Raw genomic sequence first — 22,961 nt, forward strand, 5'->3', positions numbered from 1 at the left:
TACAAAGTATTTAAGGAATATCGATCATGGCTGCTAAAGAAGTTCTGTTTGGCGATTCCGCCCGTAAAAAAATGCTCAAGGGCGTCAACGTCCTGGCTGACGCAGTAAAAGCGACCCTGGGCCCGAAAGGCCGTAACGTGATCATCGAGAAGAGCTTCGGCGCTCCGACCATCACCAAGGACGGCGTTTCCGTCGCCAAAGAAATCGAACTCGACGACCGTTTCGAAAACATGGGCGCGCAGCTGGTCAAAGACGTTGCCTCCCGTGCCAACGATGACGCTGGTGACGGTACTACCACCGCTACCGTTCTGGCTCAGTCGATCGTCAACGAAGGCCTGAAAGCCGTCGCTGCCGGCATGAACCCGATGGACCTGAAGCGCGGTATCGACAAAGCGACTATCGCGATCGTCAAAGAGCTGAAAAACCTGTCCAAGCCATGCGCTGACACCAAGGCAATCGCTCAGGTAGGCACCATCTCCGCCAACTCCGACAGCTCCATCGGTGACATCATTGCCGAAGCCATGGAAAAAGTCGGTAAAGAAGGCGTGATCACCGTTGAAGAAGGCACTGGCCTGGAAAACGAACTGTCGGTTGTTGAAGGCATGCAGTTCGACCGTGGCTACCTGTCCCCGTACTTCGTCAACAAGCCAGAGACCATGGTTGCCGAGCTGGACAGCCCGCTGATCCTGCTGGTCGACAAAAAGATCTCGAACATCCGCGAAATGTTGCCAGTGCTGGAAGCCGTTGCCAAAGCCGGCCGTCCACTGCTGATCGTTTCCGAAGACGTTGAAGGCGAAGCCCTGGCGACTCTGGTTGTGAACAACATGCGTGGCATCGTTAAAGTCGCAGCCGTCAAGGCGCCAGGCTTCGGCGACCGTCGCAAGGCCATGCTGCAGGACATCGCTGTTCTGACCGGCGGCACCGTTATCTCCGAAGAGATCGGCCTGAGCCTGGAAGCCGCTACCCTGGAAAACCTCGGTAGCGCCAAGCGTGTGACCATCTCCAAGGAAAACACCATCATCGTTGACGGTGCTGGCGTTGAAGCTGACATCCAGGCGCGTATCACTCAGATCCGTGCCCAGGCTGCCGAAACTTCCTCGGACTACGACCGTGAAAAACTGCAAGAGCGTCTGGCCAAGCTGTCCGGTGGCGTTGCAGTGATCAAGGTTGGCGCTGGTTCCGAAGTTGAAATGAAAGAGAAGAAAGCCCGCGTTGAAGACGCCCTGCACGCAACTCGTGCAGCCGTTGAAGAAGGCGTGGTACCTGGCGGTGGCGTTGCGCTGATCCGCGCTCTGCAAACCCTGAACGACCTGAAAGGCGACAACGCTGATCAGGACGTTGGTATCGCTGTTCTGCGCCGCGCTGTTGAAGCTCCGCTGCGTCAGATCGCTGCCAACAGCGGTGACGAGCCAAGCGTTGTGGTCAACGAAGTCAAGAACGGCAAAGGTAACTTCGGTTACAACGCTGCGACTGGCGAATACGGCGACATGATTGAAATGGGCATCCTGGATCCAACCAAGGTGACTCGTTCCGCTCTGCAAGCTGCATCGTCGATCGGCGGTCTGATCCTGACCACTGAAGCCGCAGTAGCTGACGCGCCGAAGAAAGACGGCGCGGCTGGCGGCGGTATGCCAGACATGGGCGGCATGGGTGGCATGGGCGGTATGATGTAAGCCAGCCTTGTCCCTGTAACGCAAAAACCCCGCTGACGAAAGTCCGCGGGGTTTTTTATTGCCCAAATTTCAGCATCACCGCAAAAAATTGTGGAAGCGAGCTTGCTCGCGAAGAGGGCGTGTCAGTCAACCTATAGGTTGTTTGACACACTGTATTCGCGAGCAAGCTCGCTCCCACATTGGGTTCTTTGTTTCAGGCGCTAACTGGGTTTGATGCCAATACCGGCTGAACCTTGTCCGCCGGGCGATACAGCACCCAGTAATACGACCCCAGACAAATCAGCCAGCAGAAAATCGCCGTCCACACGTTGTGCGAGAAGAAGTGCGCGCCCTGCATCATCCGGCTGATCGAAAACACCGAACCTAGCGCAAAGGCAAAGATGAACGCCTGACGCGCCAGACGCGGACGGCGATCACGCAGGACAAAGAACAGCGCAAACAGAGTGAACCCCGTCGCCGCATGACCGCCCGGCCAGCAACGCCCGGGTTTGTCGGTCTGCGGGCGATGCTCCATCAACTTGCTGTAGGTTTCGTGCCCACCGAATTGCTCCAGGCTCCACGGGCACTGGACGGCTGTCACGGCTTTGACCGGAGTGACGAACGAAGTGGCAAGACCCAGCGACAGCACCAGACAGCCCAGTTCACGCTTGAACGGTTTAAGTCTGGCGAGAAAAAACGAGCCGATAAAACCGAGAATGGCAAACACTGAAAAGGCGATGACCACCTGTTTGGCCCGGTCATGGAGGATGTCTTCGAGGAAGTAACTGTGTCGCCCGATAAAGTCGCCGGCAACCGGATCGTAAAACAGGCGGGCCAGATCCATGTCCAGATCAGTCAATTCAAGCAGCACGAGAATGATCGCCGCGACGGTGGGTATTCCCAGGCATAACCAGAAATTCAGTGGCCTGGAAACGGGACGGGCAGAAGTCGACGCCATGGGCAATTCCTTGGTCGTAAGTAGGGTCTGAAGAGCGCAACCGCGCGGAGTCTGCGCGCGTGCGCGTCGCCGATTTGTTAACCGAAAGTGAAAAAAACGTTGGCAGGAACAATGAACGTTTTTCTCGCGCAACAACCCAACGCACGCCTAGCGGTGAGCCACACTTGGCCGTAAGCTGCGCGGGCCAAGACGGCCGTTACCCCGTACGGAGGAGGTGCCCATGCGAATTCTGTTGGTCGAAGACAACCGCGACATCCTGGCCAATCTGGCCGATTATCTGGGCCTCAAAGGCTATACCGTCGATTGCGCCCAGGACGGTCTGTCGGGCCTGCATCTGGCCGCCACCGAGCATTACGACCTGATCGTGCTCGACATCATGCTGCCCGGGATCGACGGCTACACCTTGTGCAAACGCCTGCGTGAAGACGCCCGCCGCGACACGCCGGTGATCATGCTCACCGCTCGTGATCAGCTCGATGATCGTCTGCAGGGTTTCAAGTCCGGGGCTGACGATTATCTGATCAAGCCCTTTGCCTTGTCCGAGCTGGCTGCGCGGGTCGAAGCGGTGATGCGCCGTGCGCAGGGCGGTGGCCGCCGTGCGTTGCAGGTCGCCGATCTGAGCTACGACCTCGACACGCTGGAAGTGACCCGCGACGGTAAATTGCTCAAGCTCAACCCGGTCGGCCTCAAATTGCTGGCAGTGTTGATGCAGAAGAGCCCACACGTGCTGCGTCGGGAAATTCTCGAAGAAGCGCTGTGGGGCGATGATTGCCCGGACAGTGATAGCTTGCGCAGCCACGTTCACCAACTGCGTCAGGTGATCGACAAACCATTCACCAAACCATTGCTGCACACCGTGCACGGTGTGGGTTACCGGCTGGCCGACGTGTAATGGAGTTCAGGCAAAGTCTTTCCCAGCGGATCATCATTGCCTTTGCCTTGATGAGTGCCCTGGTCGCCGGTGCCTTTGCCATGGGCATCGTCGCGACCGTGCATCTTGTGGAAGAAAAGTTGATTTCAGCAGGGCTGGGCGGCGATTTGCAGCGTTTGCTGCTGATGGACAATGTCTCGGACTGGAGCCACCGTCCGGAGCCGGATCAGCTGTTTTATTTCAGCGGCGGACCGGGCGATTTCGAACTGCCCAAAGATCTGCGCCACCTCGATTCAGGTTTTCATGAAGTGTTTCGCGAGCAGCTGTCGTATCACGCGATGGTCGAAATCGTCGACGGTCGACGTTACGTATTGCTCCAGGATCAAAGCGATTTCGAAGAACGCGAGCGTGTGCTGTTTGCCGTGGTGCTGGTGGGCTTTGTGCTTAGCCTGGCCTTGGCGGTATTCCTCGGTTGGGTGCTCGCACGCAAGGTGATGGCGCCGGTGGTGCGACTGGCCCGACAGGTGCGCCATCGCGATCAGTTGCTTGGCCTGGCGCCGCCGCTGGCACCGGACTACGCGGCTGACGAAGTCGGCGAACTGGCGGTGGCGTTCGATGCCACGCTGGGACGTCTGCGTCAGGCGCTGACCCGTGAAAGATTGTTCACCAGCGACGTCAGTCACGAGTTGCGTACGCCACTGATGGTGTTGGCCAGCTCCTGTGAACTGCTGCTGGAAAACCCGGGGATCGACCAGCGTGGTCGTTCACAGGTCGAGCGTATTGCCCGCGCCAGTGAAGAAATGCGCGAGCTGGTGCAAACCTTCCTGATGCTGGCGCGCGCTCAGCACGAAGATGCCGGTATGGCACTTCAGCAAAACCTTTCGCAAGTCGCCGAAAGCCTGTTGTGCCTGTGGCGCGGGCCGATCGAGAGCAAGGGCCTGAAACTGATCTTCGAACCGGGCAATTCATCAGACATTCGCTACAACGCGACCCTGCTGAATGCCGTGATGGGCAACTTGTTGCGCAACGCGCTGCATTACACCGAAAGCGGCTTTATTCGCCTGACACTCACTGCCAACGGCTTTGTGGTGGAAGACTCCGGTGTCGGCATTCCGGAGGAAAAACGCGAAGCCATGTTCGAGCCTTTCGTGCGTGGCAGCGAAAAGCGCGGCGAAGGCCTGGGGTTGGGATTGTCGTTGGTTCAGCGGATCTGCGAGAACCAGGGCTGGACCGTCAGCTTGAGCACGATGGAGCCCAATGGCTGCCGCTTCGAGGTGGATCTGGGCAAAATCTGACGCACGGGGGGTGGCTCGATGCTACTCCCTCCTTCCTGTCTAAATCCTGTATAACGCTGTAATAATTTGTCTGTTTACCGGACATTTTTTTCACAAATGGATGACCTGACGCTGACACGCCGCTCCTTAAGGTGGTGACATCAGCAATTCAGGAGTCCAGGTGATGGCCGGTCCGATCAAACTCGATTTTTCCGAGAAGTACGACGATCAACATGCGCAGAAATACCTGCGCAAGCACAAAGAAAGCCTTGGACGGCGTCTCTCCCATTGGCGTGACGAACAACTGGCCCGCAAGGCGCTGGCGTCGGTGGGTGAGCCGGGACTGGTGCTGGATCTGCCTTGCGGTGCCGGGCGTTTCTGGCCCTTGTTGGGCGAAAAGGCCAACCGGGTGATTATCGGCGCGGACAATTCCGGGTCGATGATCAAGACGGCCATGCAGTCGCAACCGGCCGATGTGGTGAAACGGGTACAACCCTTGCACACATCTGCCTTCGACATTGCCTTGCCTGACAACGCCGTCGACAGCATTTTCTGCATGCGTCTGCTCCACCACATCGGTGAAGCCGAGCATCGCCGGGCGATTCTGCGCGAATTCGAGCGCGTGACCCGGGACAGTGTGATCGTTTCGCTGTGGGTTGATGGCAATTTCAAAGCCTGGAAACGCCAGCGAGCCGAGCGCAACCGTGACAAACGCGAGTATCAGAATCGCTTTGTGTTACCGGCCGCTACGGTGGAAAAGGAATTCGAGGAGGCAGGTTTTCGGATTCAGGAACAACTGGACTTTATTCCGCTCTACGCCATGTGGCGGGTTTACGTATTACGCAAGAGGTAACAGGATGGCAGTGCAATTTGCAGCAGAAACGGATGTCGCTCCGCAAGATCGCTTTGACTTTTACTGGAACCAGCGTGGCGAGTGGGTGGAAGAGCCCAACGTTCGACGCGGTGGCGAAAGTGGCGTGCAAAGGGTCGTGGGGCGCGATGGTCAACTGCTGTATGCCAAGCGCCAGACGGGTCATATCTATCGCAGCTGGTTGCACCCTTTCGGCCGTCCTACGGTTTTGCGCGAACTGGATGCGCTGACTGGCGTGAGCAAGCTCGGCGTGCGCGTGCCAGAAATCGTTTTCTGCGGCGCCCAGCCTGATCCGCAGCACAAATGGCGCGCGCTGCTGGTGACCAAGTCCCTGGACGGTTTCCAGGAACTGGAACACTGGCTGGCGGCTGCCGGCGGTCGCGATCAGTGTGGCGATGGGGTTTACGAGCGCGTGCTCAAGGACCTCGCCGAAAACCTGGCGCGCATGCACAAGGGCCGTTGGCAGCACAGCTGCATCTACATCAAACACGTGTTTGTGCGTGTGACGGGTGAAGGCGAGTCGGCCAAGGTCGAGGTCGCTTTGATCGATCTGGAGAAATGCCGCCAGCGTCTGACCGCCTATCGCGCCGCTTCCCACGACATGAAGCAATTGCGCCGCCATTCGTCGTTCCGCGACGCGGACTGGAAAAAACTCGTCTATTTTTATGAGACGGCGTTTGGCAGCGCTATCAAAGGTTTATAGCGATGAAACTAGAAATTGCACGAGGTTTGTTTTTGGTTGGAGCCTTGGCAGTTGCGTCATTGGCGGTGGCTGCCTGGGAGCAGCCCCGCATGCAGGTGGTTGGCGCGTCCGTAGACGACGCCCACTGCGCAGTCCCACGGGTGGCAAAAGCCTCCGTGGCGACCCAACCCGATCATGATTTGTTGTTGTTCATGTTCGGACTTTCTCAAGGAATGAGGCCGCAGAGTTGAAACGATTGAAGCCCACATAAAAGGCCTCGCAGATGCGGGGCCTTTTTTTATGCAAGCAAGATCAAAAGATCGCAGCCTGCGGCAGCTCCTACATGGATCGGTGTAGGAGCTGCCGAAGGCTGCGATCTTTTGCTTTCAAGGCTTATCGGGTTTCGCCAGCAGGGTATAAACACACGGCAGCACAAACAGCGTAAACAACGTGCCAATCGACATCCCCGTGGCAATCACCATGCCGATATCAAAACGGCTCACCGCACCCGCACCCGTTGCCAGAATCAGCGGCACCATGCCAAACACCATCGCCGCCGTGGTCATCAACACGGGTCGCAAACGGATGGCGGCCGCTTCCTCAACGGCTTCGCGCGCCGTCAGGCCTTTGTCCTTGCGCAGCTGGTTGGCGAACTCGACGATCAGGATCCCGTGCTTGCTGATCAGGCCGATCAGCGTCACCAGCCCGACCTGGGTGTAGATGTTCATGCTCGACCAGCCGAGAAACAGCGGAATCAGCGCGCCGCAGATCGATAACGGCACTGTCACCAGAATCACCAGCGGGTCGCGGAAGCTCTCGAACTGCGCCGCCAGCACCAGAAAGATAATCGCCAGCGCCAAGGCAAACGTCACCCACAACGCACTGCCTTCCTGGACGAACTGGCGTGACGCGCCGCCATAGTCAAAGGCGAACCCGGCCGGCGCTTCTTCGCGAGCGATCTGCAAGACCGTGTCGATGGCTTCACCCATGCTGACCAACGGGAAACCGGAAATCTTCGCCGCGTTGAGCTGCTGGAACTGGTTGAGCTGGCGCGGTCGGGCGCGGTCGCTGACCTTGATCAGTGTCGACAGTGGCAGCAGCTCGCCCTGAGTGTTTTTCACGTAGTAATTATTCAGCCAGTCCGGGTTATCGCGGTAGGGGCGCTCTACCTGGGCGATGACCTTGTAGCTGCGCCCTTCAATGGTGAACCGGTTGATTTCTGCTTCACCCAGCAGCGTCGCCAGCGTGCCACCGAGATCCTGCATCGACACGCCCATCTGCGCCGCTTTCGCGCGGTCGATATCGACGACGACTTCGGGTTTGTCGAACGCCAGATCGAGGTCGACGAAGGCGAACTTGCCCGACTCCATCGCACGTTTCTTGATCCGGTCAGCCACTTGCAACAGCAGTTCATAGTCGTTGGCAGTGTTGACCACAAACTCAAACGGCAAGCCTTCGCCGGTGCCGGGCAGGGAGGGCAGGTTAAAGCCGAAAATCTGCAGGCCCGGGATGGCGCCCAGCTTTCCTTGTACCTCGGGGAGGATCTGCATCTGCGTGCGACTGCGCTCGTTCCACGGCTTGAGCAGGAAACCACCGATGCCCGCCTGCACGCCGTTGTAACCGTTGATCTGGAACGAGGAGTAGTACTCCGGGAACTCCTTGAAGATCTTGATGAACTCGTCGGTGTAGGTGCTCAGGTAATCGAGGTTGGTCGGCTGCGGCGCGTTGGCCATCATGAAAATGATGCCCTGATCCTCGTCCGGGGCCAGTTCCGATTTGGTGAACTTGAGGAACACCGGGATCAGGCACAACACGATCACTGCGAACACCAACACTACCGGCCGCGTGTTCAGCGTGCCGTGGAGCATGCTCTGATAGCGGCGCTTGAGGCCATCGAAAATGCGGTCGAGGCGGTGTGCCAGGCCACTGGGGTTTTCCTCGTGACGCAGCAAAAAGGCGCACATCATCGGCGACAGGGTCAGGGCGACGATCCCGGAGATCACCACGGCGCCGGCGAGGGTCAGGGCAAACTCCTTGAAAAGTGCCCCGGTGAGACCGGTGAGAAACCCGATCGGCGCATACACCGCCGCCAGAGTGATGGTCATCGACACCACCGGCATGGCGATTTCCCGTGCGCCTTCCAGCGCCGCATCAAACGGCGTCTTGCCTTCCTCGATGTGCCGGTGGATGTTCTCCACCACGACAATCGCATCGTCCACCACCAGACCGATGGCCAGCACCATCGCCAGCAGCGTCAGCAGGTTCATCGAGTAGCCCATCATCTGCATGAAGAACATCACGCCGATCATCGACAGCGGAATGGTCACCACCGGGATCACTACCGAACGCAGCGCGCCGAGGAACAGGAACACCACGACGATGACGATCAGCACCGCTTCGAACAGGGTTTTCACCACTTCGTCGATCGAGGCCTGAATAAACAGCGTGGCGTCGTAGGCGATCTCGCTTTTCAGGTTCGGTGGCAGTTGTGCCTCCAGCTCCGGCATCAGCTTGCGCACTTCCTTGATCACGTCCAGCGGGTTGGCGCCCGGTGTGGCTTTGATGCCGATGTACACCGACGGCGTGCCGCCGAACGAGCTGATCGAATCGTAGTTTTCCGCGCCCATTTCCACCCGCGCGACATCGCTGAGCAGCACGCGGCTGTCGCCACTGACCTTGAGCGGAATTGCCGCAAAAGCCTCGGCCGATTTCAGCTCGGTGTTGGCGTTGATGCTAGTGACCACGTACTCGCCTTTCACTTCCCCAGCAGCGGAGAGGAAGTTGTACTGGCGCACGGCGTTGGTCACATCGCTGGCGCTGAGGCCGAAACCGGCGAGTTTCACCGGGTCGAGCCACAGGCGCATGGCGAACACCTGATTGCCGAGAATCTCCGCCTCGGCCATGCCCGGTAGCGTCGCCAGTTTTGGCTGGATCACCCGTGACAGGTAGTCGGTGATCTGCGGGTTGCTCAAGTCCTTGCTGAAGAAGCTGATGTACATCAGCGCGGAAGCATCGGCGGATTCCTTGCTCAGCACCGGGTCTTCGGCGTCCTGCGGCAGCTTGTTTTTCACCTCGTTGGCCTTGGCCAGCAACTCAGTGAACAAACGGTCGGTGTTGGAGCCGATACGCGCGTAGATCGAAATCACCGAGAAGTTCTGCCGGCTGACCGAGGTCATGTAGTCGATGCCCTCGGCGCTGGCCAGGCTCTGCTGCATCGGCTGGGTGATATAGCCCTGAATGGTTTCGGCGTTGGCCCCGGGATAAGCAGTGGTCACCGTGATCAGGGCGTTTTCCATTTGCGGGTATTGACGCAGTGGCAACTTGCTCCAGGCCTGGAAACCCAGCAGCACAATCAACAGGCTGACCACAGTGGCAAGCACCGGGCGGCGGATGAACGGATCGGTAAAAGCCATGGGAATTCCTTGATCAGTCGGCGCGGGGCGGACTGTTCTGCTCGCCGAGGGTCTTGTCGTCGCTGATGGCAATGTGGGCGCCGTTGTCCAGTTTGATCTGGCCGGCCGTCACCACTTGTTCGCCGCTCTGCACGCCCTTGTTGATCATCACCAGGCCATCGCGGCGTTCACCGGTTTCGATAAAGCGGCGCTCGGCGATCAGTACTGGTTGGCCCTTGTCATCCTTTTCGAGGCTGCCATTTTCGGCCTTCTTCTGCCCGACCACGTAGATCGAGTTGCCGTAGAGGGTGTAGGTGATCGCGCTTTCCGGCACGACGACGTGTTTTTGCGGATCGGGCAGCAGCACTTCAAGGCTGGTAAACATGCCCGGCAGCAATTTGCCGTCGGGGTTAGCCAGCGTCGCGCGGATCAGAATGTTGCGCGTGCTGCTTTCGACAATCGGGTTGATCGCGCTGATCTTGCCGGCGAAGCTTTGCTTGGGATACGCGGCGACAGTGATCTGCACCGGTTGACCGATGGCCAGTTTCGGTACCGATTGTTCGGGCAGGTAGAAGTCGGCGTAGAGGCTGCTCAAGTCCTGCAACGTAGCGATTTTGGTGCCGCTGGCGAGGTAGTCGCCGACGTCGACCTGACGGATACCGATAGTGCCGCTGAACGGCGCGAGGATGCGTTTTTTCGCCAACGAGGCGTTGAGCTGATTGACCGTGGCCTTGTTCTTTTGCAGAACGGCGGAGAGCCGGTCGTATTCACCTTTGGAAATGGCGCGGCTGTCGACCAGTTGCGCGCCACGGCCGAAGTCCAGTTGCGCCAGACCCAGATCGGCCTTGGCGGTTTCGAGGAGGGCAGTTTCGACGGCGCTGTCGAGTTGCAGCAACGGTTGCCCGGCCTTGACCTTCTGTCCGGATTCGAACTTGAGTTCGGTGACGGTGCCGGCGACTTCCAGGCTCAACTCGACACCTTGCAGCGCCTTGAGCGTGCCGACAGTCGGCAGGCGCAGCTGCCACGGCTGTTCGGTGGCGTTGGCCACGGCGACGCTGATCGGCGGTTTCGGCTTGGAAAAGCCCTGGATCATCGTGTAGATCGAAAAGGCTTTGTACCCGCCCAGCACCAGGACGATCAGCAAAACAACACCCAACATGATCAGCATGCGGCGACGCAGCATATTTCCAGTTCCTTGGATAAATCAGGTGAGACAGGCGGGCACATTACTCCGAGTGCAGGGGGGATTCCAACTGGCAGTTCTTACAGGGGGGCGCAAAAAGATCGCAGCCTGCGGCAGCTCCTACAGAGGAGTGCATTCCAATGTAGGAGCTGCCGAAGGCTCGGGCCGCGATCGGACGATCTTTTAAGGCTGTTTTACGCCATTAAGTGCAGATGGTTGTCCCAAAGCCCCGCCGGCAATTCCAGCGGCTTGGCCAACAGCTCATCCTGGCGGCAATCGTAGTAACGGCAACGGCCTTGGCCGGAGGTCACGACAAAACCGTCCTTCACCGCACCGACGCCAGCGCAATCAGGCAATGGTGCATCGAGGCGCACTTCGCCGCTGTCCAGATCCCAGATAAAGAAGCGGTTGCCACGCGGCGCCGTCAGCGCGACCAGACGCAAATCACTGTGCACCGCTACGCTGGCGGTGTAATGCCCCATCGACTGCAACTGATGCTCCGGCACCGGGAACGCCACGAACGGCTGCCCCGGACGCTTGATCGCCAACAGTTCCGAGCGCTCATGCGACGCGCCCATGAATTGCTGACCGGCAACGATGGTGCCATCGCTGGCGATGCCCAGATGGCGCACGCTGTTCATCTGCTGGGCGAGGGTTTCCTTGCTCAGCAAGGTGCCGTCGCGCTGCATCAGCACCAGGCTCGGCTCCATGGCGTTGAGGTTCATGTCGACACGGCTTTCCGCCTCGGTACGAATCCCGCCATTGGCCACCACCAGCGTCTCGCCATCGGGCATCCACGACACCTGATGCGGGCCGAGACCGTGAGTGGAAATCTCGCCCGTGTGCAGCAGCCGCGCGCCTTCGAACTTGTACACGCCGAGCAAACCGCGACCGGGTTCGGTGGTGTCGTTCTCGGTGGCGTACAGGTATTCGCCGTCCTTGTGCACCACAGCGTGGCCGTAGAAGTGCCGGTTCGGCTGCGAAGTTACGGTTTGCAACAGCGTGCCGTCGCGCAGGTCGATCAGATAGCTTTCAGTGCCCGGACGCCGCGCGACGAACAGCGCAATCGGCTGCGTCGGATGGTTGATGATGTCGTGGCAACGCTGGCCGACTTCGGTGGCGAACACCCGCGTGCCATCCAGCCGATAGCCGACGGCGTAATGCTTACCGTCGGTGTCGTCGCGCGCCGACAGCAACAGCGGGCTCTGATCCTTGCGTTTGAACAGCGTCCAGCCGCCCAGCGTCACTGCTCCCAGCAGTGCACTACCTAAAGTCAGAGCCTGACGTCGCAGCATGGCACTTGCCCTCATCAGTCACCGTCGTTGGCGTTGAAGCCCAGTTGAATGCCCAGCGCCTTGGCCAGTTCGCCTTCGTGCAGGCGATGGACGACGTTGAGGCTGTCGTAGATGTCGTTGAGTTGCTGACGACCGGCGTCGTCTTCAAGCATTTCGCCGAGCGAGCGCTGGGTGCTGTCGAACAGTTTCAGCGAAGCGGCGTATGCGGCGTCGATCTTGTCGGCCAGTGGTTTTTGCTCAGCCGCCAACAGACCGCGCAGGCCTTTGTTGTCGACGCCTTCCCAGACGGTTTTGGCGGCGGCGAGGCTGGCTTCCAGCGCAGTCAGGGACGACTGGCTGCGCCAGGCATCGGCCTGGAACGGCTGTGGCACGCCCTTGCTCTGACGGCCCATTGGCGTGCCGAGCTTTTTCTTCAGGGTGTCCAGCGCGGTGACTTGCACACGCAGCAGATCGGCGATCGCTTCGTGGGAGTCGGCGTAGCGTTGGTTCGGGAACTTGGTCATCTGCGCCAGCATTCCGTCGCTGTTGTTCCAGCCCTGCAGAATCTCTTCAGCCAGTTGCTTCTGACGCTCGCCGATGGCGATCAACAGCGGGCAGTACTTGGCTTTCTGATCGGCATTGGCCACGTCAGGCTTGGCGTCGAACAGGATGTACTCGTAAGCCGACAGGCCTTGCACCACCACGCTGGATTTGGCCAGTGCGGCGGCATCGATCTGCGGTTGCGCGACCACCAGTTGCTCGACCTGACGACCGACGAGGTTTTTCTTGTCCGGCCAGAACTGCACCTGCCACGAACGGTTGCCCTCGGCCAACGGGCCGATCAGCAGCGGTTGCAGCTCGGCCCAGGCTTTCTGCGCGTGCAGGAAGTCGGCGCGGGCGGTCTCCAGGGTTTCTTTGCCCTGGCAGTAGGCGAGGGCGCTGACCGCCAGTTGCTTGTCGGCTTCGACCCAACGGGTGTAGGTCGGCAGGATCACCGATTTGGCGATGGCGGCCGAGGTGACCGCTTGCGGATCCTGCGGCGAGCAGGCGCCGAGGGCGAGCGCGGCAAGGCTGGTGAACAGTAGCTTGGGACGGAACATGTCGGGCTCCCGATTCTTTTATCAGTGTTTAAAGTGAGTTCAAAAACGCCAGCAACGCGGCGCGCTGCTCGGCATTGAAAGACAAAACCTGTTGCTGTGCGGCTTGCGCTTCGCCGCCATGCCAAAGCACCGCTTCGAGCAGATTGCGCGCACGGCCATCATGCAAAAACTGCGTGTGTCCGCTGACCGCTTGCGTCAGGCCAATCCCCCACAACGGCGGTGTGCGCCAGTCGCGGCCGGAGGCCTGGAATTCTGTGCGGTTGTCGGCCAGACCGTCGCCCATGTCATGCAACAGCAGATCGCTGTAGGGGCGAATCACCTGATTGGCCAGTTCCGGTTCGGCGGCGTTGGCGGCGGTGGTGTATTTCGGCGTGTGGCACGAATCGCAACCGGCCTGGAAAAACAGGTTCTTGCCGGCGATGACGTCTGCATCGTTAACGCCTCGGCGTGCCGGCACAGCGAGGTTGCGGCTGTAGAACAGCACCAGACGCAGGATGTTATCGCTGACTTCCGGCTCGCCATCCGGGCCATTGCCGTTCGGCGCCTGTTTGCAGGCGGTTTGCGCGCCGGTGCAGTCATCGAAGGGGCGCAGGCTGGTCGTGAGGCCCATGTCACCGGAAAACGCGTGAACATTCTGTTGATTGAGGTTCGGTTGCCCGGCTTTCCAGCCAAATCTGCCCATGACGGTTTTCTGTAATTCGTCATCCCAAACCCGGTTCGGCCGGCCGTTGATGCCATTTTTTTCTTTCGCTTGCGCGGCGGCGTTGGCAAGAATCGCTTCTTCGGGGATGGCTTCTAGCAGGCCGAGGCCGATCATCGGCGGTGCGACGCGTGCCGAGAACCGCGTGTCCGGGTGCATCGGGCCGTAGCCCAGCTGCGTGATCTGCAAGACAGGTTTGCGCAATTCGACTTCGGTGCCGTCCTTGAACCGCACGGGCACCGGGGTGTAGTCGACGCGCACTTTGCCTTCCGGGGCGACGCCGGGCACGGCCATGTCCTGGAACTGGCCGCCGTAGACGGGCTCTGGCACCACGCCGACCTGCTCGATGAGCCGGGCATATTCCGGTGCGTCGGGAATCGACAACCGAACCAGCATCGACACTGCGTTGGTCGCGTCCGGCGTTGGCGGATGACCGCGACCGTCCTTGATGTGGCAGTTCTGGCAGGCGTTGGTGTTGAACAACGGGCCGAGGCCATCGCGCGCGGTGGTGGTCGACGGCGCGATCACCCACGGGCTGCGAAAGAAGCTGTTGCCGACACTGAAATCCACCCGCCGCGAGGGTGGTAGATTCGCCGAAGGCAGCGAGAACGCATTCTGATCGGTCTTGCGCACGGTCGCCGCACCGCCGGAACGCGCTTCACCGGGCTCGGCCTTGGTGAAACGCGGGGCGTCATCGCAGGCACTCAGGCCCAGGGCCAGCAACAGTGCGGACAAGCGAAGAGGCAGCGAGGGCATCAGACATCCTGCGGACGGGCGAAAACAAAGGCGCAAAGTCTAACAGGGCGAGGGGGTTTGAATAAGAGGAATTATCGTTTGCTTGATACAGCGCAAATGCAAACCCCCATGTAGGAGCTGCCGAAGGCTGCGATCTTTTGATCTGTCTTTTTAAAAGCAAGGTCAAAAGATCGCAGCCTTCGGCAGCTCCTACATGGGGTCGTGTACGGAAGGGATGAAAAAGGCGACCCGAAGGTCGCCTTTTTTTGACGCAGACGCGGTTGATCAGAACTCGTGATCAGCGTTGTCCGGGTTCAGGTCGCTGATGCCCAGTTTGCCGGCAGCGGCTTCGATCGAACCGGTCTGCTTGACCAGCGAGGCGATCGCGTCGCGAACGATCTGGTTACCAGCGGTGTTGCCGGCCGCGATCAACTGGTCGTAGTGCTCACCCTTGTTGGCGTGATCGACCATGACCTGGATCTTGGCTTCGGTGGCGGCCAGATCGGCTTTCAGTGCGGTGTCGGCAGCCGGGTCAGCCTTGGCCACCAGCGACGACAGGCTGGCGCCGGTCATCTTGGTGCCGTCGACACGGGTGTACTCGCCCAGATAGACGTTACGAATGCCTTTGGCATCGTAGAAGTGCGAGTTGTGCGTGTTGTCGCTGAAGCAGTCCTGCTCGTCTTCAGGAGAGTTAGCTTCCAGGGAAACCTTCATGCGCTCGCCCGCCAGTTCGCCCAGCGACAGGCTGCCCATGCCGAAAAGCATTTTGCGCAGACCGGTTTCGCCCGGCTCGGCTTCCAGGGTGGCGCGGTAGTTGTCAGCCACGTTCGGCTTCCAGTTACCAACCATTTCTTCGAGGTCGCTGACCAGCAGTTGGGTCACGGATTTCAGGTAGGCACGACGACGATCGTTGTGACCGCCAGTGGCGCCGGCGCCTTCCAGGTAGTCGGAGGCAGGACGGTTGCCAGCGCCAGGGCCGGTACCGTTGAGGTCCTGGCCCCAGAGCAGGAATTCAATCGCGTGGTAGCCGGTAGCGACGTTGGCTTCGGAACCGCCCAGCTCATTGAGGCTGGCGAGTTTTTCCGGGGTGATGTCCTTGACGTCGACCTTGTCTTCGCCGACCTGAACTTCGGTGTTGGCGATGATGTTGGCGGTGGCGCCCGGGTTACCCAGTGCGTGCTCGTAGGATTTGTCGACGTAGTCGATCAGACCTTCGTCCAGCGGCCAGGCATTAACCTGACCTTCCCAATCGTCGATGATGGTGTTGCCGAAGCGGAACACTTCACTCTGCAAGTACGGAACGCGCGCAGCGACCCAGGCAGCCTTGGCGGCTTTCAGAGTGTCGGCGTTCGGCTTGGCGAGGAAGGCGTCAACGGCGGTCTGCAGGGTTTTCGCGGTGGATTCGGCATCGCTGTAAACGGCGAAGACCATGTCGGCGTAGTGCGCGACCACAGCCTTGGCGGCGGCTTCATCGACTTTACCGGCAGCGGCAGGAGCAGCCGCAGGTGCGGTGGTGCTGGCGGCTGGCGTCGGCGCGGCCGGAGCGGCAGCCTTGTCTTTGCCTTCGCCGCAACCGGCGAGGGAAATAGCGATGGCCAGCAGACTGGCGGTAGCCAGAGGCATACGAATCATGGCGAACATCCTGCTTCGATAGTTGAGTGGACTCGCGCTGGGGGTGCGCAAAACTGCGACATAATGCAAATCTTTCGCATTATGTGTAAAGGGTTGTGGCTGGAAATATTTCTTATTTACGCAGATCAAAAGATCGCAGCCTGCGGCAGCTCCTACATGGGAACGCATTCCAAATGTAGGAGCTGCCGCAGGCTGCGATCTTTGCTTTTATAAAATAGCCGCGTTACTGCGTTGCGCCTGCTTGAGATAAGCGCTCAGTTCGCGCGCCGGCAACGGCTTGCTGTAGTGATAACCCTGACCTTCGTGGCAGCCTTCGGAAATGATGTAGCTTTCCTGTTCGGCGGTTTCCACGCCCTCGGCGATCACTTGCATGCCCAGGCTCTTGCCCAGTTGAATGATCGCGCGAACGATGGTCGCATCGTCGTCGTCATCAAGCAGATCCTGAACGAAGCTCTTATCGATCTTGATCTTGTCCAGCGGCAGGCTTTTCAGATAACTCAGCGATGAATAGCCAGTGCCGAAGTCGTCGATGGCAATCAACGCGCCGGAACGGCGCAGGCTGAGCAAATGCTGGGCGGCGGTGCTGATGTCTTCCATCAGGCCGGTTTCGGTGACTTCCAGTTCCAGACTGCGCGGTGGCAGGCGATACATCTGCAAGAGGTTGTTGACCACGCGTGGCAACTCGGCGTGGTGCAGTTGTACGGTGGACAGGTTCACTGCCATGCGCAGGTCGGCGAAACCCTGATCGTGCCATTCGCGCAATTGCTTGCAGGCCTGATCGAGCACCCATTCGCCGATGGCGATGATCGTGCCGTTCTGCTCGGCCAGCGGAATGAACAGGTCCGGCGGCACCAGACCGTGTTCCGGATGCTGCCAGCGAATCAGCGCTTCGACGCCGACCACGCGGTGATCGCGATAGCTGATCTGCGGCTGATAGACGAGGTAGAACTGATCACGCAACAGCGCATCGCGCAAGTCTTTTTCCAGCTCGCGGCGACGACGCATCTCGCTGTCGACGCTGGCGATGTAGAACTGATAGCGGTTGCGCGAACGGGTCTTGGCCAGGGTCATGGTCTGCTCGGCTTTCTGCAACAGCTTCTCGGTGCTGTCGCCATCCTCCGGAAACAGGGTGATGCCGATGGTCGCGCGCAGACGGATTTCCTGATGGTCGAGGGCGAACGCCGCTTCCAGATCATCAAGGATGCTTTGCGCCAGTTCCGCTGCTTCGTAAGGTTGTTCGATGTCGGCTTGTACCAGGGCGAACTGGTCGCCGCCCAGGCGGGCGAGGGCGCCGAGGCGGCCACTGTGGGCACGCAAGCGATCAGCCAAGGCCAGTAACAATTGGTCGCCGGTCTGGTAACTGAACTGCTCGTTGATGCCCTTGAAGTCATCCAGTCCCACGCACAACACCGCGACCCGGCGTTGCAGCTTGCCGGCGTCGACCAGAATCTTGTCCAGTTGCTGCTGCAATTGCTGGCGGTTTGGCAGGCCGGTGAGGAAGTCGTATTGGGCCATGCGCAGCAGGCTGTTTTCCGCTTCGTGGCGCAGGTGAGTGTTGCGTTCGATGGATTCGAGCAACTGGTTGGCGGTGTTGATCCAGATCCCCAGTTCGTTTTTCTCGTGACCCTTTAGCTGCGGGATCTTGTGCTCGCTCGGACGATCCGGGTTGATCTCGGTGAGGTGTTCGATGATCCGCGACAGCGGTTTGGTCAGCAGCCAGTGATAGACCAGATACAGCACCAGACCCATGGCTAGCGCGCGCAGAACCCCGGAAATGAAGATGATCACCGAGCTGACGATAAACCCCTCGCCATAGGTGGCGGTATCGAGGGTGATGCTCAGGTCGCCGTAATACTCGCTGTACGGACCGCGCCCCACCAGCTGCGTGGTGAAGGTGCGTTCCTGGCCGAGGATCAGGTCGGTCAGCCAGCGGCTGTTGGAATGCTGCAACTCGCGGGATTTCTGCGCGAGCATGGCTTCGTTCGGGTGGCCGATGGAAGCCTGACGCACGGCATCGTCCTGGAACAGGCCTTCGATCACCTGCATGCCCATCTCCCGGTCCAGGCTGTAAACAGCCTGGGTCGACGGGTCGCGGAACATGTCGAGGATGCGCTCGGCGTCGCCGGCAACGGCCTGACGGGTTTTGTAGGCATCGAAAACGATCTGCGCGCAGCTCAAGACTACGCCGACGATCAATGCCGACAGGAGCACGACCCGGAGCAACTTCACCGACAAGCTGTTCTTGAGTTCCAGCTTCAAAGGGTTATTCCTTAATCCGTGCGGGTAGCGTCAAGTTGCCATGAGTATTGGCAATCCCGAGTTGGCAGTCAAAGGGACAATCAGACCGGGGATGATTTGCCCGTGGCCTTGGCCGAAATGCTGCTGTCTGGAGTATTAGCCCTATTTGTACTGTGTCGGTAGTTTCGGCCCTCAACTTGAGCGGTTTGCCGCATTTTTTCGTCTTTTTGATGGTAGTTCGCTGTGGCACGGCAGCAAGCAGCGACAGACAGCTTTAATCGTGAGAGAAACGCCATTGTTATGTAGGAGCTGCCGAAGGCTGCGATCTTTTGATCTTCGGCGTATTTGAAGATGCCAAAAGATCGCAGCCTTCGGCAGCTCCTACAGGAGATCAAAAGCGTTGAGTGCTCGCAGGTTCCGGCAGTGCCTACGAATTACAGGCATAAAAAAACCCGGCAAAAGCCGGGTTTTTTGACTGGCGCGCAGCTTAAGCGGTGAAGGTTTTGCCTTCGAACTGCTCAGCAACGAACTTCCAGTTGACCAGGTTCCAGAACGCTTCGACATACTTCGGACGAACGTTGCGGTAGTCGATGTAGTAAGCGTGTTCCCAGACGTCGCAGGTCAGCAGCGGGGTGTCGCCGCTGGTCAGCGGGTTGCCGGCGCCGATGGTGCTGGCCAGAGCCAGGGAACCGTCAGCCTTTTTCACCAGCCAGCCCCAGCCGGAACCGAAGGTGCCGATCGAGGTTTTGCTGAACTCTTCCTTGAACTTGTCGAACGAACCGAAGGCTGCGTTGATGGCTTCAGCCAGCGCGCCGGTTGGTTGACCGCCGGCGTTTGGCGCCAGGCAGTTCCAGTAGAAGGTGTGGTTCCAGACCTGAGCGGCGTTGTTGAAGATACCGCCCGAGGAAGTCTTGACGATTTCTTCCAGGGTCTTGCCTTCGAACTCGGTGCCTGGCACCAGGTTGTTCAGGTTCACGACATAGGTGTTGTGGTGCTTGTCGTGGTGGTATTCCAGGGTTTCCTTGGAAATGTGCGGCTGCAGGGCATCGTGTGCGTAAGGCAGCGGCGGCAATTCGAAAGCCATGATGATTCTCCTAATCAGGTCTGTTGCGGTGAGCGCAAGGCCGATCACGGGCGGCCAGAAATGCACCGGCGAGTTTTTACTCTTTGCGGCGCAGGGTTTCGATCATAGCACCGGGGTTGCGCCATAACCACGCAACAACTGTGTGGGATAGAGGTTCCAGAGCTGTTTGGAATAAATCAGCTGGCGAAAATTAATTGCCCGGCCACGGTAAACATCATCAACGCCACCACCAGATCGAGAATCCGCCAGGTACTCGGCCGGGCCAACCATGGCGCCAGCCATGCCGCGCCTAGCGCAAGCGTGAAAAACCACAACAGAGAAGCACTCGCAGCACCGACCACATAAGCCCCCGGCACCGATTGCTGCGCGCCGAGCGAGCCGATCAACAACACCGTATCCAGATAAACGTGAGGATTGAGCAGCGTTACTGCCAAGGCGCTGAGCATCACCGCCCGCAACGAACGTACGGTCTGATTCGCACCCTGATCCATGCTTTGTTTCGAACAGGCCCGGCGCAACGCCTGGCTGCCGTACCAGATCAAAAACGTCGCACCGCCCCAACGGGCGATCGCCAGCAGCGTCGGGTTCTGCGCCAGAATCGTCGCGAGCCCGAATACCCCCGCCGCCACCAGCATCGCATCGCAGACCACGCACAATGCCGCCACCGGCAAGTGGTGTTCACGACGCAAGCTCTGCGCCAATACAAACGCGTTCTGCGTGCCGATCGCCATGATCAGTCCGAATGCCACCAGCAGGCCGTTCACATAGCTTTGCCACATAAGATTTACTCCGCGTTGGCTGCGAGATCACGCAGCACCTGCATGGCGCGTTGGGCGTCGGCCTGACCGACGAACAAATGATCGTGGTAATAACCGGCGATCACGTTGCAACTGATCCCGGCCTTGCCCAATGCTGTGGCGAAAGCGGCGGTAAGGCCAACCGCTTCCAGAGCCGAGTGCACGTTGAGGGTGATCCACGCGGCGACATAGTCGAAGCTGAAACCGGCCTGTTCGGCGCGGGAACGTTCGACAATCACGGTCAGGCCTTCCTGCTCGCGGAAGCTGCCGACAATCTCCAGACCGCTGGGCAACACTCCGTCGCGCAGGGTGCAGAACACGTATTCGCCGGCGTTGAGTTGCGGACTCATGCTGCGCAACAAAGTCGAGAGTGAAGTTTCGCCAGCCATGAGTGTGATCCTTGAGAAAGAGTGCTTGCTGGCTATTCTCCAGTCGAAACCTGTATAAGAAAAACCAATAGTGCTGATCGCTCATTAGGAAAACTGATGTTCGACTACAAATTGCTTTCTGCTCTGGCCGCCGTGGTCGAGCAGGCCGGATTCGAACGGGCCGCGCAGGTGTTGGGCTTGTCACAGTCGGCGATCTCGCAGCGGATCAAACTGCTCGAGGCACGTGTTGGCCAACCGGTGCTGATACGCGGTACGCCGCCATCGCCGACCGAAATTGGCCGACGTCTGCTCAACCATGTGCAGCAGGTGCGTTTGCTTGAGCGCGACCTGCAAACCTTGGTGCCCGCGCTGGACGAAGAGGGCCTGCCGGAGCGTCTGCGCATCGCGTTGAATGCCGACAGCCTCGCCACGTGGTGGGCCGAGGCGGTGGGGGACTTCTGCGCCGAACAACATTTGCTGCTCGATCTGATTGTCGAAGACCAGACCGTCGGCCTCAAACGCATGCGCGCCGGTGAAGTCGCCGCGTGCCTCTGCGCCAGTGAACGGCCGGTGGCCGGCGCGCGCAGCGTGTTGCTCGGTGCAATGCGTTATCGCGCGCTGGCAAGCCCGGCGTTTATTGAACGACATTTTCCTGATGGCGTGCGCGCCGAACAATTGCCGCGTACTCCGGCACTGGTGTTCGGCCCGGATGATTTTCTCCAGCATCGCTATCTCGCCTCGTTGGGCGTCGACGGTGGATTCGAACACCATTTGTGCCCGTCCTCGGAAGGTTTCATCCGCCTGACCGAAGCCGGACTCGGCTGGGGGCTGGTGCCGGAACTGCAAGTGCGCGATCAGTTGCAGCGTGGGTTGTTGCGCGAACTGTTGCCAGATAAACCGATCGACGTGCCGTTGTACTGGCATCATTGGCGCAATGGCGGTCAGCTTCTAGGCTTGCTGACCGAGCAATTGGTGCGTTCATCGGCGCAATGGCTGGTGCCCTGGAAGCAGCCATGAGCGTCAAGCTGCAAGCGGCAAGTTCAGCGCTGCGCACCGTTTTAAACTTGCAGCTCGAAGCTTGAAGCTCGCAGCTGGTTTCATTGGAGTTTTGCATGAAAATTTTGGTCACCGGCGCAAGCGGCTTCATTGGCGGACGCTTTGCGCGTTTCGCTTTGGAGCAGGGCCTGGACGTACGGGTCAACGGTCGCCGGGCCGAGAGCGTCGAGCATCTGGTGCGCCGTGGTGCCGAGTTTGTCCCCGGCGATCTGACCGATCCCGATCTGGTCCGCGAGCTGTGCTGCGATGTTGAAGCCGTGGTGCATTGCGCGGGCGCCGTCGGGCTGTGGGGCCGCTATCAGGACTTCCATCAGGGCAACGTGCAGGTCACTGAAAACGTCGTCGAAGCCTGTCTCAAGCAGCGCGTCCGACGCTTGGTGCATCTCTCATCGCCATCGATCTATTTCGACGGCCGCGATCACTTCAACCTGACCGAAGAGCAAGTGCCCAAGCGCTTCAAACATCATTACGCCGCGACCAAATACCTGGCCGAGCAGAAGGTCTTCGGGGCACAGGAATTCGGCCTGGAAACCATCGCCCTGCGCCCGCGTTTCGTCACCGGTGCTGGCGACATGAGCATTTTCCCGCGCCTGCTCAACATGCAGCGCAAGGGCCGTCTGGCGATCATCGGCAATGGCCTGAACAAAGTCGACTTCACCAGCGTACAGAACCTCAACGAAGCGCTGCTCAGCAGTTTGCTGGCCGCCGGTTCCGCACTGGGCAAGGCCTACAACATCAGCAATGGCGCGCCGGTGCCGTTGTGGGATGTGGTCAATTACGTGATGCGCAAGATGGAAGTGCCGCAGGTCACCAAATACCGTTCGTATGGTCTGGCCTATAGCGTCGCGGCGCTCAACGAAGGTGCGTGCAAGCTCTGGCCCGGACGTCCGGAGCCAACCCTGTCGCGCCTGGGCATGCAGGTGATGAAAAAAAATTTCACCCTCGACATCAGCCGCGCCCGGCATTATCTGGACTACGATCCGAAAGTCAGCCTGTGGTCGGCGCTGGATGAGTTCTGCGCGTGGTGGAAAGCTCAGGACATCCGTTGAAACGATTCGGCCGGGCGGCAATGAACCGTGTAGCTGCTTGGGGGT

General features: G+C 59.5%; 19 protein-coding genes. 8 read left to right on the top strand and 11 right to left on the bottom strand.

The window, feature by feature from the left end; genetic code table 11:
* The first annotated feature begins 26 nt into the window (after nt 1–26).
* The gene (groL, locus tag FGA82_RS20315) at nt 27–1,673 is read left to right on the top strand and encodes a chaperonin GroEL (RefSeq protein ID WP_141128463.1); all 1,647 of its coding nucleotides are present in this window, start codon (nt 27–29) and stop codon (nt 1,671–1,673) included.
* 193 nt (nt 1,674–1,866) lie between these two features.
* On the opposite strand, the gene FGA82_RS20320 is transcribed toward groL, so the two are convergent.
* Nucleotides 1,867–2,610, bottom strand: coding sequence for a phosphatase PAP2 family protein (locus FGA82_RS20320; RefSeq protein ID WP_141128464.1), 744 nt, complete (start codon nt 2,608–2,610; stop codon nt 1,867–1,869).
* A gap of 220 nt (nt 2,611–2,830) precedes the next feature.
* On the opposite strand from FGA82_RS20320, the gene colR reads away from it, so the two are divergent.
* From colR to FGA82_RS20345, 5 genes are all read left to right on the top strand, one after another.
* Nucleotides 2,831–3,502 (top strand): two-component system response regulator ColR, encoded by a 672-nt coding sequence (gene colR, locus FGA82_RS20325; protein WP_095123294.1) that lies wholly within the window; start codon nt 2,831–2,833, stop codon nt 3,500–3,502.
* Complete coding sequence (locus FGA82_RS20330; protein ID WP_141128465.1) at nt 3,502–4,776, top strand: sensor histidine kinase; 1,275 nt, start codon at nt 3,502–3,504, stop codon at nt 4,774–4,776. Before colR ends, FGA82_RS20330 begins: the two co-directional genes overlap by 1 nt.
* Before the next feature lie 163 nt (nt 4,777–4,939).
* Complete coding sequence (locus FGA82_RS20335) at nt 4,940–5,608, top strand: class I SAM-dependent methyltransferase (protein ID WP_141128466.1); 669 nt, start codon at nt 4,940–4,942, stop codon at nt 5,606–5,608.
* Nucleotides 5,609–5,612: 4 nt separating this feature from the next.
* On the top strand, nt 5,613–6,329 hold the full coding sequence (locus FGA82_RS20340) for a lipopolysaccharide kinase InaA family protein (RefSeq protein WP_038369055.1): 717 nt from the start codon (nt 5,613–5,615) through the stop codon (nt 6,327–6,329).
* Between the two features lie 2 nt (nt 6,330–6,331).
* Nucleotides 6,332–6,559: a hypothetical protein gene (locus tag FGA82_RS20345; RefSeq protein WP_038369054.1), complete on the top strand. Its 228-nt coding sequence runs from the start codon at nt 6,332–6,334 to the stop codon at nt 6,557–6,559.
* A gap of 135 nt (nt 6,560–6,694) precedes the next feature.
* Here FGA82_RS20345 and FGA82_RS20350 read toward each other — a convergent pair whose 3' ends face one another.
* The 10 genes from FGA82_RS20350 to FGA82_RS20395 all read right to left on the bottom strand — a co-directional run bounded on the left by FGA82_RS20350 (nt 6,695) and on the right by FGA82_RS20395 (nt 20,832).
* Nucleotides 6,695–9,721: a multidrug efflux RND transporter permease subunit gene (locus tag FGA82_RS20350; protein ID WP_141128467.1), complete on the bottom strand. Its 3,027-nt coding sequence runs from the start codon at nt 9,719–9,721 to the stop codon at nt 6,695–6,697.
* A 13-nt stretch (nt 9,722–9,734) separates the two neighbouring features.
* Nucleotides 9,735–10,883, bottom strand: coding sequence for an efflux RND transporter periplasmic adaptor subunit (locus FGA82_RS20355; RefSeq protein WP_141128468.1), 1,149 nt, complete (start codon nt 10,881–10,883; stop codon nt 9,735–9,737).
* A gap of 194 nt (nt 10,884–11,077) precedes the next feature.
* Entirely contained in the window at nt 11,078–12,178 is a 1,101-nt protein-coding gene (locus tag FGA82_RS20360; protein WP_141128469.1) for a DUF1513 domain-containing protein, read from the bottom strand.
* Between the two features lie 14 nt (nt 12,179–12,192).
* Nucleotides 12,193–13,257, bottom strand: a complete 1,065-nt coding sequence (locus FGA82_RS20365; protein WP_141128470.1) for an imelysin family protein — start codon at nt 13,255–13,257, stop codon at nt 12,193–12,195.
* A 28-nt stretch (nt 13,258–13,285) separates the two neighbouring features.
* A complete protein-coding gene (locus tag FGA82_RS20370; protein WP_141128471.1) occupies nt 13,286–14,713 on the bottom strand; it encodes a di-heme oxidoredictase family protein in 1,428 nt (475 codons plus the stop codon).
* 264 nt (nt 14,714–14,977) lie between these two features.
* Complete coding sequence (locus FGA82_RS20375; RefSeq protein WP_007918935.1) at nt 14,978–16,324, bottom strand: imelysin family protein; 1,347 nt, start codon at nt 16,322–16,324, stop codon at nt 14,978–14,980.
* A gap of 207 nt (nt 16,325–16,531) precedes the next feature.
* Nucleotides 16,532–18,583, bottom strand: a complete 2,052-nt coding sequence (locus FGA82_RS20380) for a putative bifunctional diguanylate cyclase/phosphodiesterase (RefSeq protein ID WP_008085483.1) — start codon at nt 18,581–18,583, stop codon at nt 16,532–16,534.
* A 466-nt stretch (nt 18,584–19,049) separates the two neighbouring features.
* Nucleotides 19,050–19,646, bottom strand: coding sequence for a superoxide dismutase (locus FGA82_RS20385; protein ID WP_007918933.1), 597 nt, complete (start codon nt 19,644–19,646; stop codon nt 19,050–19,052).
* Between the two features lie 176 nt (nt 19,647–19,822).
* On the bottom strand, nt 19,823–20,425 hold the full coding sequence (locus FGA82_RS20390; RefSeq protein WP_141128472.1) for a LysE/ArgO family amino acid transporter: 603 nt from the start codon (nt 20,423–20,425) through the stop codon (nt 19,823–19,825).
* Nucleotides 20,426–20,430: 5 nt separating this feature from the next.
* Nucleotides 20,431–20,832, bottom strand: a complete 402-nt coding sequence (locus tag FGA82_RS20395; RefSeq protein ID WP_141128473.1) for an ACT domain-containing protein — start codon at nt 20,830–20,832, stop codon at nt 20,431–20,433.
* Nucleotides 20,833–20,928: 96 nt separating this feature from the next.
* On the opposite strand from FGA82_RS20395, the gene FGA82_RS20400 reads away from it, so the two are divergent.
* Together FGA82_RS20400 and FGA82_RS20405 are read left to right on the top strand one after the other, a co-directional pair.
* Nucleotides 20,929–21,828 carry a LysR family transcriptional regulator ArgP gene (locus FGA82_RS20400; RefSeq protein ID WP_141128474.1) on the top strand — a complete coding sequence of 300 codons (900 nt, stop codon included), beginning with the start codon at nt 20,929–20,931 and terminating at the stop codon, nt 21,826–21,828.
* Between the two features lie 95 nt (nt 21,829–21,923).
* A complete protein-coding gene (locus FGA82_RS20405; protein ID WP_141128475.1) occupies nt 21,924–22,916 on the top strand; it encodes an NAD-dependent epimerase/dehydratase family protein in 993 nt (330 codons plus the stop codon).
* The last annotated feature ends 45 nt before the right edge of the window (nt 22,917–22,961 follow it).

Source organism: Pseudomonas fluorescens (assembly GCF_005938625.1).
GTDB classification, from domain to species: Bacteria; Pseudomonadota; Gammaproteobacteria; order Pseudomonadales; family Pseudomonadaceae; genus Aquipseudomonas; species Aquipseudomonas fluorescens_BD.